We start from the raw sequence: 14,950 nt of genomic DNA, 5'->3' as shown, positions 1-14,950 counted from the left end.
AAAAATGTTGTACCCCCTCGCCAGGCATTTCTTGTTCAAGTTCAATCCCGAACAGGCACACGATCTCTCCATCAAATATTTGCCCCGCCTTCTCGGTACGCCACTTGATTGTTTCTTCCGCCATTCATTGCCCAAACGCCCCGTCACTGTCATGGGGCTTTATTTTGCCAATCCGGTCGGATTGGCAGCCGGGCTGGATAAAGACGGGGAGTGCATCGATGCATTCGGGGCCATGGGGTTTGGCTTTATAGAAGTCGGTACCGTCACCCCCAAACCCCAGAGTGGCAATGACAAGCCCCGTCTGTTCCGGGTTATTCCGGCAGAGGGGATCATCAACCGCATGGGATTCAACAATAAGGGTGTCGATCATCTGGTGGCGCAGGTCAAGAAAGCCAAATACCAGGGGGTCATCGGCATCAATATCGGCAAGAACAAAGACACCCCGATAGAGCAGGGCAAGGACGATTATCTGATCTGCATGGACAAGGTCTATGATCATGCCGGTTATATTGCCGTCAATATCTCTTCCCCCAACACTCCGGGCCTGCGTTCGCTCCAATACGGTGATGCCCTCGATGAGTTGCTCGCAGCCCTCAAAATGCGTCAGCAAGAGCTGGCCGCCCAATATAAAAAGTACGTGCCGCTCGCCGTTAAAATTGCACCGGACTTGAGTCTGGATGAAATTAATCAGGTCGCTGCATCCTTGATCAAAAACAGGATCGATGGCGTGATTGCCACCAATACAACCCTGGATCGGGAGATGATCTATGACATGCCCCATGCCGGTGAAGCCGGTGGCCTCAGTGGGCGTCCGTTGCAGCACAAGAGCACAGAAGTTATTCGCCAGCTGGCCAAGGCTCTGGACGGTGCACTGCCCATCATAGGGGTAGGGGGTATCGACAGCGCCATGGCTGCGCGGGAGAAGCTCGCTGCGGGTGCCAGTCTGGTCCAGATTTATAGCGGCTTTATTTATAAGGGCCCGAGTCTGGTCAAAGAAATTGTGACTCATATTTAAGAAATAAACGGGTGCCCTTTATTTAAAGTTGCTGAAATTCTCGACATGGAATAAAGTCGAGTAACGACTTTCAGTAAGGGCACCCCCATGTGTATCCAACCCAATGACAATTGGCAGTGGCATTATGATGCTCATGATGATCGTCTGATGCTGGATTTATCCGATCGCATGATATTCGCTACTGAATATAAAGGGCGACAATTGGTGCCCAGCTCCTTCACCACCCAACCTTTTTGTGTGGATGATGCTGCCCTCTATTATCAATTGATGGACAAAGCTGTCGAACTCGACTGGAGTACGCCACATCAGGTCCAGCTGGTACTCAATGCCATCGCTGTCAGTCGCTTTTATAAACCACTGATGCCACAAAGCTGGTTCTTTGGTGAGGTCCACCCCTTTATTATTCCTGAAACCGGATCCTTGGTGTGCATGAATACACCTCATGGCAAGGGGGAGTTCATGGTGATCGAAGCAGGTGAACAGGCCAGCGTGTGCCTCAATCTGACTGAGGATCTGATACTGACTACCAGCAAGATCCTGCCGCGCTTTGGTGTGATCAAGGTGATGAACAACCGCATGGCCGCCAGAGTTGCAACCCAGACACAATATCGTCAGGTGAGCTGATACTCATCCAAGTAAACGTGCTCAATATTTAGTCTGATTTTGTTCGTCCGATATTTTTTTGCCCCTTTGTTGTTGCTCCTCAATGCCCATCCTATTTGGTGAATAGCCCCTTTTCTGTCGCGCCATAGTACTTTTTGCCTCTCATGTTATGCCCACAAAAAAGCCCTCCTACCAAACAGGATAAGAGGGCGTAAAACACACACGACAGAAGGAATGGATGGTTTGTTTCAACAGCCGGGTCATGTTAGAGGGAATTGTTTCTTCTGAAACCTGATAGATATGACAGTCCGGCATAAATAGGCTATCGCCAGGCCGCGCCCAAAAAAATAGCCCTCCCGGTTTACGGACGATAACGGGAGGGCAAAACACGGGGTACAGAAAGGACTTGCTCTGTCGGAAAGATAATAACGCAATGAGTCTTGTTTGACGCCTGTCAGATATGGCAATTAGTGTGAATAACGGTGGAGCATTCATACCCGGATATGGACGCCATTACATAGCATCTTGCTCTGACGAGGCAATGAATATCCGGGGTCATCTGATGACCGCTCGTCTATAGCTGACCCACAAGCTGACCCACATGAGCATCACATCTCCATCAGGTTCCTATATGTCAATTGGCCAAGCCTTCTTGCGTATGTCAGATAAATGGGGATGGGGAGCAGGCTTGCCTGTACCTGTCCACGGGCCCTGTTTGTAGAGCCAGCGCGAAGCTTTTGCTGCTCCGGATCGGCTCTTAAGGTATAATGCGGCACTATTTTTATGGCATCCCCGTGAGCGTGATGAAAGAATTTTTTGCAACCTGCCCCAAGGGGCTGGAAAACCTGTTGGCCGACGAGCTGACCACACTGGGCGCAGAGCAGGTCCGTGAGACTGTCGCCGGCGTTCACTTCAAAGGCGAACTGGCTATTGGTTACAAGGCCTGTCTGTGGAGCCGTTTTGCTTCCCGCATCGTGCTGGTGCTGTCCGAATTCCAGATGAACGACGATCTGGATCTCTATCTGGGCGCCCACACCATCCCTTGGGAAGAGCACTTCTCCGGCACCTCCACCATTGCGGTGGACTTTACCGGTACCAACCCGGCCATTCGCAATACCCAGTACGGTGCGCTGAAGATCAAGGATGCCATCGTTGATCGCTTCACCAAACGCGGTCATGTGCGCCCGGATGTGGACAAAAAGGCGCCGGATATTCGCATCATGGCGCATCTGGGCAAAGGCAAGGCCAATATCACGCTGGACTTGTCAGGCCCGGCGCTGCACCAACGTTTCTATCGTCAGGGCACAGGCGAAGCACCGCTCAAAGAGAACCTGGCCTGTGCCATGATTGCCCGTAGCGGCTGGGCCGGTGAGCCCATGATGGACCCCATGTGTGGTTCCGGCACCTTGTTGATCGAAGCGGCCTTCATCGCCGCCGACATGGCGCCGGCGCTGCGCCGCGAGCGCTTCGGTTTCGATCGCTGGCTGCAACACGACAGCGAACTCTGGCAGAGCCTGATGATGGAAGCCCAGGTGCGCGCCAAGCGTGGCATGCAACGCTGCGAAGTGAAGCTGTTTGGCTGCGATGCCGACCCCCGTGTGCTCATGAAAGCCCGCGACAACGCCAAGGCGGCCGGTGTGGCCCACCTCATCACCTTCAAGCAAGCCGATGTGACCCAGCTTGAAAATCCGCTGCCGATGCCGGCCGTTGTTGAAGGGGAAGTGAGTCAGGGGGAAGCCCGTCAAGTCGGCATGCTTATCTCCAACCCGCCCTATGGCGAGCGTCTCGGCGAGTTTCCGGCCTTGCTCGAAGTGCATCAGGCACTCGGCGATGCCTTGCGTCGTGGCTTCCAGGGCTGGCGCGTATCCATTCTCTCTGCCTCGCCCGAGCTGCTGAGCTGTCTGCGTCTGCGTGCCGACAAGCAATATCGTCTGTTCAACGGGGCGCTTGAATGTCAGCTGCGCAACTACCAGATTGCACTGGATTCCGTGGCCTCCCAGAAAGAGGTGGCGCAGGACTTTGCCAACCGTCTGCGCAAGAATCTTAAAACCCTCGAGAAATGGGCGAGCAAAGAGGGCATCGACTGCTACCGCCTCTACGATGCGGACTTGCCGGAATACAATGCCGCCATCGACCGCTATCAGGATTACCTGGTGGTGCAGGAGTACGCCGCGCCCAAAGACATCCCCACCCAGAAAACTCGCCAGCGTCTGCTCGACATGGTGCAGGCCGCCATTAAGGTGACTGGCATGGACGGCGAGAAGGTGATCCTGAAGGTGCGCGAGCGTCAGGAGGGCAAACAGCAGTATCAGAAGCTCGCCGCAGAGCAGCACCGGATGGAGGTGCAGGAGTACGGTGCCCGTCTGTGGGTCAACCTCTACGACTACCTGGATACCGGCCTTTTCCTTGACCACCGTCAGACTCGCCGCATGCTGGGCCAGATGGCCAAGGGCAAGCGCTTCCTGAACCTGTTTGCCTATACCGGCAGTGCCACAGTGCATGCGGGTCTGGGCGGTGCCAGCGAGACCACCACGGTCGACATGTCCCACACCTATCTGAACTGGGCGCAGGACAACATGCGTCTCAACTCGCTGGTGGGCCGTCAGCACAAGTTTGTGCAGGCTGATTGCCTGAAGTGGCTGTCGGAAGCGGACGATCAGTACGACCTCATCTTTATCGATCCGCCGACTTTCTCCAACTCCAAGCGGATGGATGAGAGCTTCGACGTGCAGCGCGATCACCTGCTGCTGATGCAGCACTTGAAGCGTCTGCTGGCGGCCGATGGCACCCTGGTGTTCTCCAACAACAAGCGTCACTTCAAGATGGATCTGGCCGGGCTCGAGGCCGCTGGCCTCAAGGCGCAGAACATCACGAGCAAGACGCGTCCCAAGGACTTCGAGCGCAACCAGCATATCCACAACTGCTGGAGCATCACCCACGCCGACGTGCCAGCGGAGGCTTGATGCTGACCCTGTTTCACACCGACGGCTGCCACCTGTGCGAACAGGCATGGCAGCTGGTGGAGGAGGCCGGATTGGCCAGCCAGACCCGCCAGTGTGACATCATCAATGATGCCGAATGGCTCGCTGCTTATCGGGTACGCATTCCGGTGCTGCGCGATGAGGCCGGTCGCGAACTTGGCTGGCCCTTTACGTTGGCAGAACTCGGTGTCTGGGTAACTGCGCAGGCCAGTCACGGCTGAGCACGAATAGAGAAAAAGGGGGGCAGAGAGTATCTGGCCCCGCTTTTTTCATCAGGTAAAAAGGAAGAAACATGGCTTTATTAACATTGCACGGCGCTTGTCTGTCGTTCAGTGATTTCCCGCTGCTCGACAATGCCGAGCTCAGCATTGAGCGCGGTGAGCGTCTCTGTCTGGTCGGGCGCAACGGGGCGGGCAAGTCCACCCTGATGAAGATCATTGCCGGCGAACTGCCGCTCGATGACGGGCGCATGGTACAGCAGCAGGATCTGAAAGTGACTCGCCTCGAGCAGGATCCGCCTGCATCGAGTGACCTCACTGTGTTTGACTACACGGCCGAAGGGCTGGCCGGTGTCGGCGAGCTGCTCAAGCAGTATCACCATATCTCCATGGAGCTGGCCCACGATCCGAGCGATGCCAACATACGCATCATGAGCGATCTGCAAGAACAGCTCGACTATCAGAATGGCTGGCAGTTCGAGACCCGCATCAGCCAGGTACTGACCCTGCTGAACCTCGATCCCGATGCAACCCTGGACAGCCTGTCCGGTGGCTGGTTGCGTAAAGTGGCCCTGGCCCGTGCGCTGGCCTGCGATCCGGATCTGCTGCTGCTCGATGAGCCGACCAACCACCTGGATATCGAAGCCATCAACTGGCTGGAAGATTTCCTCAAGGATTTTCGCGGCGCCATCGTCTTCATCTCCCACGATCGGGAGTTCATCCACAAGCTGGCGACCCGGATCATCGATCTCGACCGCGGCGTGATCACCTCCTGGCCTGGCAACTACGACGAATATCTGCAAGGCAAGGAAGAGGCACTGCGGGTTGAAGAGCTGCAACATGCCGAGTTCGATCGCAAGCTGGCCCAGGAAGAGGTGTGGGTACGTCAGGGCATCAAGGCGCGCCGTACCCGCAACGAAGGCCGGGTACGTGCCCTTGAGGCGATGCGGATGGAGCGTTCCCAGCGTCGCGAGCTGCAGGGCAAGGCCAAGCTGCAAATGGACGATGTGAATCGTTCCGGCAAGCTGGTGTTCGAAACCGAAGGGCTGGGGCTGGACTTCGGCGATCGTACCCTGTTCCAGGGGCTGGATCTGCAGGTGCTGCGTGGCGACAAGATCGCCCTGGTGGGTCCTAACGGTTGCGGCAAATCGACCCTCATCAAGTTGCTGCTTGGCCAACTCGAGCCCAGCCGTGGTTTGGTCAAGGGGGGCACCAAGCTGGAAGTGGCCTACTTTGACCAGTATCGCGATCAGCTCGATCCCGAGCAGACGGTGATGGACAACGTGGGGGAGGGCAAGCAGGAAGTGATGGTGCGCGGCCGTTCCCGTCACATTCTGGGTTACCTGCAGGACTTCCTGTTTGAACCCAAGCGGGCACGTACCCCTGTGAAAGCCTTGTCAGGGGGCGAAAAAAACCGTTTACTGTTGGCCAAATTGTTCTTGAAGCCCAGTAATTTACTGATCCTCGATGAACCAACCAATGACCTGGATGTCGAAACGCTGGAATTGCTGGAGGAGCTGCTGGCGGACTATCCTGGCACCCTGTTGCTGGTCAGTCACGATCGTCGCTTTATCGACAATACAGTGACAGGTTGCTGGTTGTTTGAAGGGGATGGACGTATCAGCGATTACGTGGGCGGTTATGCCGACATGATGGCGACGCGGGCCCAGCAGAGCACACAGCTGGCGGCAAAAGCGGCTCAGGTCAAAACGCCAGAGCCTGTCGCTGTGGCAAGCCCTGCTGCCTCTAAAGTCAAAAAACTCTCTTACAAGTTGCAGCTGGAGCTGGATAATCTACCGGCCCGACTGGAACAGCTGGAGACTGAGCTGAATGCTCTGCAGGCGGAGGTAAACCATCCCGGTTTCTTCGCGTTGCCGAGCGATCAAACCCAGCTCAAACTGGATGCCCTGAATGCAGCAGAGGCTGCATTGGAACAAGCCTTCTCCCGTTGGGAGGAGTTGGAAGCGTTGAAACATCAGGACTAAGGAAGTAGATGAAAAAGCAATTATCCATGCTGGCCATTCTGGTCAGCGCCAGCCTGCACGCCCAGGCGGCACAAAGCCCCTTTTTCACCATTGTCGACGGGTCTGACAAGGGATTCGCCAGCGCGATCAGTGCCGATGGCAACGGGCTAGTCGGGATCAACACCAAAAACGACATGGCCGAGCACTTCTCGACTGTGCGGTTTGCTGACTTCCTGGTCGATCGTTTCCGTTTTGAGCAGGGCTGCATGCTCTCGAACTCGGTTTGCAACGCCTTCTGGAACGACAAGAGCAACTTTGCGTATCAGTGGCGTGTCGACTTTCTGGCCAAAACCGATCAGCGCAGCAACGTGGGTGACCTAGTCAGCAACGAAACTGATGGCTTGGTTACCGCTTTGGGTGACGTAGCGGGCACTCGTGTGGGCTACAAGATGGATGGCAAGCTGCGCACCGCATTTGCCATCGTCGAGGAAGGTAACGCCGTCAGCCTAAAGGATGGCGCCAGCACCCACAGCCTGAGCGTGCCAACCAGCATCAAAAAGCTGGATAACGGCCAGTACCTGGTGACCGGCACCGCTGCCACTGGCAAGAACATCGCCGTCAATTCCGAGACCTACAACTGGTGCTTCTCCGGTAACGACGGCCAGTATGGCGACTACCGCTACTGCCCGGGCCTCAACACCCAGGCCAGCTTCTGGTTGCTCAACAGCACTGGCACCTTCAACAAGCTGATCCAGGCCAACGAGTATTCCCGTGGCCGTAACGAAGTGATCCAGACGGCGTCGGCCCTCGGGGTCGCCAACGTCAATGGCAGCTTGTATGGTGTGGGTTACTCCTCCACCGGTGAAATTGGCAGCAACTACCTGGATGGCCGCAACCTGGCGGCATACTGGACGCTGGATCTGGCCGGTGGCAAGGTCGGTACCACCCAGACCATACCGCTGGCCGAAGGCGAGCCGGGCAAGGATGACGCCAAGCTGCAACACAGCTGGGCTGTGGGGGTCAATGACAACGGTTATGTGATTGGCAACCAGCGCTATCGCATCAACAAGGGTCAAAACCGCCCGGTCGAGATGTTTGTGTTCAACTTGAATACCAAACAGACGGCGAGTGTACCGTTGCAAGACAGCCCAATCAGCGGTGCAGGCTCGGAAGCTGCCGCCATCAACAACCACAACATGGTCGTGGGCTGGCGTGATTCTCGTCACCAGACCCAACCTGTGGTCAATGGCACCAACCGCATGCAGGAAGGTTTCCTGCTCAACGCCGCGACCGGTAAAAATTGGTATCTGAACGACCTGATTTGTGGTCTCGACGATGCTGGCGCCAAAAAATGCGCTCAGAACGGCTACTTCTATCACATCGCATATGCCAGCGGCATCAGCACGGATGGTACTGTCGCTGCGACGGCTTTTCGCTATAACAGCGAGAGCGATCTCAACAATCGTACCAATTCAACCATCGTTAGCGTGAAGCTGACGCCAGCCGTTGCCGATTACAAGAACAACGAGCCTGCAAGCTATGTGGTCGCCAATGCGCCGGTCAATAACCAGACCGGTCAGGATGGTGGCAGTGGTGGTGGTGGCAGCCTGTTCTGGCTGACTCTGCTGGCCCTGCCATTTACCTGGCTGCGCCGTTACCAACGATAAAATGGGATGTCACTAAAAATTAATGTGGTTCAGTGTCTTGTGTCACAATGACCGGATAGCATGACATTTTTTGTTTGACCCTGCCCATCTCGTGGGGTAAAGATGAAAGCGACCGATGAAAAATTGGTCGCTTTTTTTGTTCCACGAAGAGGGTCGTAGATGATGAAGAGACAAAAACGGGACCGTCTGGAAAGAGCTCGCGCTCGTGGTTATCAGGCTGGCGTGGTCGGCAAACAGAAAGAAGCGTGTCCGTACCAATGCCTGGATGCCCGAGGGCATTGGCTTGGTGGTTGGCGAGACGCCATGGAAGGGCGGGGTTCAGGCCTCTTCATGAAGTAATTGGTACTTCATCACTCATTACAAAAGGAAAGGGGCCATTGAGGCCCCTTTACGTTATCTCTTCATTACCACTAAATCAGTCGATCAGAATGCAGTGGTATCTTTGAACAGGCCCACTTTCAGATCGCTGGCGCTATAGATGGGACGGCCATCGACTTCCACGACGCCATCGGCGATCCCCATGACCAGTTTGCGGTTGATGACGCGCTTGAAGGTGATCTTGTAGGTCACTTTCTTGGCGGTCGGCAGGATCTGACCAGTGAATTTCACTTCACCCACACCCAGTGCACGGCCTTTGCCCGGACCGCCTTTCCAGCCGAGGAAGAAGCCGACCAGTTGCCACATTGCATCCAGACCCAGACAGCCTGGCATAACGGGGTCACCCGGGAAATGGCAGTCAAAGAACCAGAGGTCCGGCGTAATGTCGAGCTCTGCCAGGATCTCGCCCTTGCCGTGCTCACCACCGTTGTCGTTGATCTTGACGATGCGATCCATCATCAACATGTTGGGGGCGGGCAGCTGACTGTTACCCTCACCAAATAATTCGCCACGGCTGCAGGCGAGCAGCTCTTCACGGGTAAACGAGTCTTTGCCTTGTTCACACAGGGAAAGGCGGGGATCAATGGTGGTATTGTCTACGGTCACGCTGTTTATCCTTCATATGGGTCAAAGCCGGGCCAATTTAGCGTACACTTGTGCGCTAAACAACTCCGATCTCTTCTTTATTACAGGCTGAACAACCGGCCCAGCAGGCGGCGGATCAAGCCCCCCTTGAACGCGGTGCCATTCAATTCGTCCAGTCGCTGCTGGATCCGGCCAAACAGGGTATCCAGCATGTCCGGCTCACCCGCTACACAGCCAGTCAGCAGCTCGATAGCCTCTTCCACATGGTCCACCGGATGAATGTGGAACTGACCTGCTTCGACGGCGGCAATCACCTCGTCTGAGAGGTTCAACTGCTGGATGTTGGTGCTCGGCAGAATGATGCCTTGCTTACCTGTGATGCCATGGATTTTGCACACCCGGAAGAAGCCTTCAATCTTCTCGTTCACACCACCTACCGCCTGCACATTGCCGAACTGATCGACCGCGCCGGTGACGGCAAAGTGTTGATAGATGGGCTGGCGGGCGAGGGCAGAGAGGAGGGCGCACAGGCCGGTCAGAGAGGCGCTGTCACCATCGATCTCATGATAGGACTGCTCGAACACCAGATTGGCAGAGAGCGGCGAGGGGGTTTCTGCACCAAATTTGTTGGAGAGATAACCATGAATGATCATCATCGCCTTGGCGTGGATATGGCCAGCCAGCTCAGCTTTTCGTTCGACATCCGCTATGTCGCCATCGCCCAGATGCACGGTCGCGGTGAGACGTACAGGTTCGCCAAAATCATAGGGATGACCCGAGACCTGAATGACGGACAGGCCATTGATCTGGCCGATCTCCTCACCATCGGTTTGCAACAGGATCTGGCCGTCAATGACGCCCTGATCAGACTGTTCAACCAGATAATTTAGGCGGTAGTCCTGCTCTTCAAGGGCCAACCGGATATGCTCATCAGTCACGGTTTCGGCTTCCATTTCACGGGCCAGGCTGTCCGCCATGCGCATGATGGCACCGAGCTGTATCTCGGACAGAGAGAGCCACTCCTGATGGTCACACAGGCGACTGGCATGGCGACAGAGGGCGGCGAGGGCGGCCGGGGTGAAGTCCAGCAGTGTCCAACGCTCGCGTAACCATGCCAGATACTGCAGAAATTCAGGCAGGTCTTCATCAATGTTGACCTCTGATACCAGATCCGCACGAAGGAAGATGCGCTCGGACATGTCCCTGTCCAGCATCTGGAACTCGGATACCTCGAGGCGGTCACCGACCAGGATCAGCTTGAGCTTGATGGGGGTCGCTTCCGGGGTAAAGAAGGGAGTCAGGGTCTTGCCTTCCTGATAGGCATTCCAGTCCAGTTCGCCTTTCTGAATGGCATTCTTGAGCTTGAACCAGAGGTGGGGCTGATCCAGCAGCTCGTCGAGTTGCAATATCAGATAGCCGCCATTGGCCTGACGCAACAGACCCGGCTCCAGCAGATGCTGGTTGGCGTAAACAGAGCCTTGTTCGGTCTGATAGTTGATGGAGCCGAACAGGGTATCCCAGTTCAGATCCCGGCCATAAATCACCGGAGCTTCCTGATCTTCATGGTGGATCAGCAGGTTGATGAGCACAGGGTGCTGGAATTCGAGTCCTTGAGCCACATGGGCCGCCAGATCGGAAAGAAAGTCATCGATCTTGGGATCGTTGTTCTGCTTGCGCATGATGCGAGTGACCAGACGCTCGGCATCCAGATGGTGGCTCATCAGTTTGAGCAGTTCGCCAACCATTTCGCAAAACTCGATGCCGGTACCGGGTTGCAGACGCAACCAGATCGGTTTGAACGGGTTGTTCAAGTTTTCCGTATAACAGAGGTCAAACAGGTCACCATCCTTGCCATTGGAGGCAGCGATCAATGTCTGGCACACACCTTCATAGTCAGCGCCGGGGAAACCATTGAGCAGCATGACCGGGCAATCACCATCAAAACTGGCGAGGCGCTTGATGCCGGAAATCACTCTGGGTTGCAAGGCAGCGAAGGGAATGGGTTCTAGCTCGCTAAGTGCAGGGAACTGTTCAATCGCGAAAGCGGGTTTTAGTTGTTCTGATGTTAATTCAGCCACTTAAGATATCCGGTCGGAGATAGGATCATTTGTTTCCATTATACACAGTTCAATTTAGGGGAACAGAAAACAAGATACTCAATTTAACATAATATACATTATGCGCGGTTAGGTCATGCCCGTGGCTAGGGGTCAGGAACACCGCAGCCATAAGGGCTACAGCCGTTCCGGCTCCTTTGGTGTACTTCGCCAGGATGTCATACCAGGCCTGTTTGAGTTCGGGGTCTGTTGCTCTGACGGCTGCCAGACTTAACAGCACTTCTTTGGCATCCAAGCCAATTTCCTCGGCAAGCTTTTTCGCAGTCTCATCAGTGAGTTGCGACTTTCCTTTGTTCACAGCTGATATGTATGAGCTGGTAAATCCTAGGTCTGCGGCAACTTCCTGGAATTGGCTGTACTTTTTGGCCCTCATGTAGGCCAGAAGCAGCGTTTTAGAGTCCATATTTTTGTCTCCTGAGTGGTTAGACAATCGTCCCATCATACCGATTTTGGCGAAAAACAGCTTGTTTCCAATCAACTCGCCACATGGTTGAATGCATCAACCAACCATTTGATTGTGTGATATATGACCCACTCTAGCCCACAAAACCAGGATCTGCCCGCGCTCATTGAGCGCAAGGTCTACTGGCAGGCAGAACCAACCGGCGATTACTCCGCCTGTGTGGCGGGTCAGGTTGAGATGTTTCGCGACCTGCATGAAATGCGGATCTACCTGTCCATGACCTACCCCGATACGGCGTTTGAGCTGGTCGAGGTGACCCAGGACACATGGCAAGACTTCTATGACCAGGGAGTGTTTTTCGATGACTGGTCATAGATCCGTGATGCCGATAAATGGGGTTATCGGCGACAACCTGGATGTGAGCGTCCAGCCCTTTGTTGTCGGCTTTGGTCTGCTGCTGGTGCTCTGCCTGCTGGCTACCCTGGTTGGCTTGGTGGCCACCTCCTGGGATAAGCAGCTATGAGCGGCCATAAGACCCTGATCGACTATCTCTCCTTCACCTGGGCACCTACTGAGTTGCGCCAGATGGTTGAGTTAGCCAAGCAAGGTGCCCTGTTGAAGGCCATCCCCCGCTTCGATACCCAGAACAAGGCCATCCAGGCGGCGCTGTCTGCCCCGCCCGTTGAGGGGCTGCGTTACCTGTGGAAGCGTCCGGTGGGCTTTGCTCCCCTCGCCCGTTTCGACAAGGTGACAGAACGGCTTTATGACAAGGCTGAGCGGTTGGGCGTTGCCCCTGCCCCTGCGACCGTGGCGCGGGTATACGACAAGGCCTCCGAGCGGGTGAGCCTCAAAGGTATAGCCAAGTCCCCTGCCCCCGTCTTTACCCCGTCCATGACCGAAATGATGGAGCGGGCCTTGCACTCCAATTACAAATCCCGGGCCGACATGCGCAAAGAGCTCAAAGCCGTCTGCGCTGACCTGCTCAAGTTCTCCGAGTTTGAGGTGGTCGAGGGTGCCAAGTATTGGGAAGCGTATAACGACTTGATCGACAGCTACGGCGTCCAGTTCCTGGACACCCTCTGCTGCGCTGAGCTGGAGACATGGTTGGAGGAGCTGAACACCCGCATCGGTGTTCCCATTCCTGAGCCGCGCTTCACTATGCGCCCTCGCCGCTCCGGTCTGCATGGCTACGCCAATTCGGCTGACCTGCTGTGTGATGGCCTCCCCTGCGGCCTGATTGGTTGGGGTGCAGCTAACCACGGTTGCATGGTCAGTTTTTCCGGTGTGGGTTGTGCGGCCCTGGACTTCCAGGCTCTGCACTCTGTTATCTCTCACATTCCATCGGTGCGGATCACGCGGGTGGATTTGGCCCTGGACGATTACAGCGGCGACCACATCAGTTACCAGGGCGCGATCACTGCCGCTGAGGCTGGCGAGTTTCATCCGCAACGGGGCCGTGCGCCTTCCTGGATGAAAATCGAATCAGGTGAGTTCGTGATCTCCGAAATATCCAAGGGTATCGCCAAGCGCTTTGGCATGGTGCCGACCAAGGGATGTTCCTTTTATGTGGGTAGCCGGATAAACGGTAAATGCGCTCGCATATATGAAAAGGGAAAACAGATGCAGTCTGAGGAGCATCCTAATTGGGTTCGCGCCGAAGGCGAATTACACAACAAGGATAGAATTATTCCACTGGACGTCCTGGTAAACCCTGACCCCTATTTTTCGGGGATGTATCCGCAATTTGCTAAATGGCTGGATGCAGTTTCCCAGGAAGATACTGTGCCGGTTCGTGTGACCACGTTTAAGAATAAATTCAAAACGTCCAGGGACAATGCCGTTTTTAATATGTCTCGGATGGCAGGCCGCCTTGTCAATTGGTTAGCAAACATTGAGGGGTTAGCCCCAGAGAAGATTGTTAACCAATTAACTGCGCACCTGGGAGAAGATGATATTCCCGCACGGTTAAGAATGCCGCTGCCACCTGAGATTTTATCGGGTGCACATAATTTGGTATCGACCTAAAAATCAGGTTCTTCAAAGAAAGGGTAAATAATATGTCTCTGCTAACTGGTGTTCTGGTCACTCGTGTGACTCATGGTTATGGCGTTTCCCGTAAATCTGGCGCGCCTGTGCCTTATGACTTCGCCCAGGTGGAATATCTGGCGGTAGCCAATAACGTAAACAAGCCGGAGTGCAATATCACCTCCTGGGGCTATGAGGTTCGCCAGTTGGCCCTGCGCAATGATTCACCGACTATTAAAGAGCTGGCCGACTGCCCTAAATTGGTAGCGGTGGATCTTATCCTGGAAGCGGATCCCCAGAATCCGACCCGAAACGTTGTTGTTGGCTTCCAGCCTACCAAAAAGCCGGTATAACCGCCGCGCAACGAGGAGGAGGAGCGAGAGCGCGCAGCGAGCGACGACGAGGGCGCGATAATGCTTTGTTTAAATATTACCTCTGAGGGATATGCCCGTCTTGCTGAGGGGGATGCCTGTCAATACGTGCTCTTGACTGTCCAGGAGCACACCAAATTAACGGATATATCGAGCTGGTTTGAATTCGATACATCCACGGTAACGATGGCCTTTGGCTTTGGATTAATCATCTGGGTCGCTGGCCTCAAATTGGGCGCTATTGCCCGTGTCATTGTTGGTGCAAAAAGAGGATAAATATAATGCAAAAACTTTCAGGCTTGTTCCGTAACGGTTGTATCGCTGCTGTTGCTGCTGTTTCCGGTTCTGCTTTTGCAGAAGGGACAGGGGCGGCTGATGCTGCGGGCAAGGCACTTGAAGCGGCTCAGGCCGATGTGAATGCCACTTCACCCAAGGTGATGATGGTTGTCGCTCTGGTTGTTGGCTGTGGCATCCTGATCAGCCTTATTCGCAAAGCCTAAGCCATGTCCCTGCTTATCGGGACGCTCTGGTTTTTGTTCTTTGTCGAGGGATGGCGAACATCCTTTTCAATCTAAGGCGGCTTCGGTCGCCTTTTTTCATATTGGGGGCTGTGTGCGCATAGG

Annotated in this window: 15 protein-coding genes; 12 read left to right on the top strand and 3 right to left on the bottom strand. The window is 55.0% G+C overall.

What is annotated here, in order from left to right; genetic code table 11:
• Positions 1–4: 4 nt before the first annotated feature.
• From pyrD to rmf, 7 genes are all read left to right on the top strand, one after another.
• Positions 5–1,015 (top strand): quinone-dependent dihydroorotate dehydrogenase, encoded by a 1,011-nt coding sequence (pyrD, locus tag GWQ29_RS11645; RefSeq protein ID WP_275919479.1) that lies wholly within the window; start codon positions 5–7, stop codon positions 1,013–1,015.
• An 87-nt stretch (positions 1,016–1,102) separates the two neighbouring features.
• A complete protein-coding gene (locus GWQ29_RS11640; protein ID WP_265462301.1) occupies positions 1,103–1,639 on the top strand; it encodes a cell division protein ZapC in 537 nt (178 codons plus the stop codon).
• A 746-nt stretch (positions 1,640–2,385) separates the two neighbouring features.
• Positions 2,386–4,581, top strand: a complete 2,196-nt coding sequence (gene rlmKL / locus GWQ29_RS11635) for a bifunctional 23S rRNA (guanine(2069)-N(7))-methyltransferase RlmK/23S rRNA (guanine(2445)-N(2))-methyltransferase RlmL (RefSeq protein WP_275909203.1) — start codon at positions 2,386–2,388, stop codon at positions 4,579–4,581.
• A complete protein-coding gene (locus GWQ29_RS11630) occupies positions 4,581–4,820 on the top strand; it encodes a glutaredoxin family protein (protein WP_099993245.1) in 240 nt (79 codons plus the stop codon). The genes rlmKL and GWQ29_RS11630 overlap by 1 nt, the downstream gene beginning before the upstream one ends.
• A gap of 71 nt (positions 4,821–4,891) precedes the next feature.
• Positions 4,892–6,802, top strand: coding sequence for an ABC transporter ATP-binding protein (locus tag GWQ29_RS11625; RefSeq protein WP_087755692.1), 1,911 nt, complete (start codon positions 4,892–4,894; stop codon positions 6,800–6,802).
• A gap of 8 nt (positions 6,803–6,810) precedes the next feature.
• Complete coding sequence (locus GWQ29_RS11620) at positions 6,811–8,448, top strand: DUF3466 family protein (protein WP_275909205.1); 1,638 nt, start codon at positions 6,811–6,813, stop codon at positions 8,446–8,448.
• A gap of 162 nt (positions 8,449–8,610) precedes the next feature.
• Positions 8,611–8,787, top strand: a complete 177-nt coding sequence (gene rmf, locus GWQ29_RS11615; RefSeq protein ID WP_010674759.1) for a ribosome modulation factor — start codon at positions 8,611–8,613, stop codon at positions 8,785–8,787.
• 84 nt (positions 8,788–8,871) lie between these two features.
• Here rmf and fabA read toward each other — a convergent pair whose 3' ends face one another.
• From fabA to GWQ29_RS11600, 3 genes are all read right to left on the bottom strand, one after another.
• Positions 8,872–9,432 carry a 3-hydroxyacyl-[acyl-carrier-protein] dehydratase FabA gene (gene fabA / locus GWQ29_RS11610; protein ID WP_005315696.1) on the bottom strand — a complete coding sequence of 187 codons (561 nt, stop codon included), beginning with the start codon at positions 9,430–9,432 and terminating at the stop codon, positions 8,872–8,874.
• A gap of 80 nt (positions 9,433–9,512) precedes the next feature.
• Positions 9,513–11,489, bottom strand: coding sequence for a Lon protease family protein (locus GWQ29_RS11605; RefSeq protein ID WP_275919478.1), 1,977 nt, complete (start codon positions 11,487–11,489; stop codon positions 9,513–9,515).
• 49 nt (positions 11,490–11,538) lie between these two features.
• Complete coding sequence (locus GWQ29_RS11600; protein WP_275919477.1) at positions 11,539–12,006, bottom strand: helix-turn-helix domain-containing protein; 468 nt, start codon at positions 12,004–12,006, stop codon at positions 11,539–11,541.
• 48 nt (positions 12,007–12,054) lie between these two features.
• Here GWQ29_RS11600 and GWQ29_RS11595 point away from each other — a divergent pair, with 48 nt between their 5' ends.
• The 5 genes from GWQ29_RS11595 to GWQ29_RS11575 all read left to right on the top strand — a co-directional run bounded on the left by GWQ29_RS11595 (position 12,055) and on the right by GWQ29_RS11575 (position 14,827).
• Entirely contained in the window at positions 12,055–12,306 is a 252-nt protein-coding gene (locus GWQ29_RS11595; protein ID WP_275919476.1) for a hypothetical protein, read from the top strand.
• The gene (locus GWQ29_RS11590; protein WP_158003961.1) at positions 12,293–12,454 is read left to right on the top strand and encodes a hypothetical protein; all 162 of its coding nucleotides are present in this window, start codon (positions 12,293–12,295) and stop codon (positions 12,452–12,454) included. Before GWQ29_RS11595 ends, GWQ29_RS11590 begins: the two co-directional genes overlap by 14 nt.
• A complete protein-coding gene (locus GWQ29_RS11585; RefSeq protein WP_058393904.1) occupies positions 12,451–13,956 on the top strand; it encodes a replication initiation factor domain-containing protein in 1,506 nt (501 codons plus the stop codon). The genes GWQ29_RS11590 and GWQ29_RS11585 overlap by 4 nt, the downstream gene beginning before the upstream one ends.
• 32 nt (positions 13,957–13,988) lie before the next feature.
• Positions 13,989–14,309 (top strand): hypothetical protein, encoded by a 321-nt coding sequence (locus GWQ29_RS11580; protein ID WP_059167776.1) that lies wholly within the window; start codon positions 13,989–13,991, stop codon positions 14,307–14,309.
• 299 nt (positions 14,310–14,608) lie between these two features.
• The gene (locus GWQ29_RS11575; RefSeq protein WP_265456639.1) at positions 14,609–14,827 is read left to right on the top strand and encodes a major coat protein; all 219 of its coding nucleotides are present in this window, start codon (positions 14,609–14,611) and stop codon (positions 14,825–14,827) included.
• Positions 14,828–14,950 lie beyond the last annotated feature (123 nt).

Origin of the sequence: Aeromonas sp. 2HA2, from assembly GCF_029237345.1 — a bacterium.
Taxonomy (GTDB): domain Bacteria; phylum Pseudomonadota; class Gammaproteobacteria; order Enterobacterales; family Aeromonadaceae; genus Aeromonas; species Aeromonas salmonicida.
The sequence above is the reverse complement of the archived record's forward strand: the minus strand, read 5'-3'. Positions and strand labels throughout refer to the sequence as shown.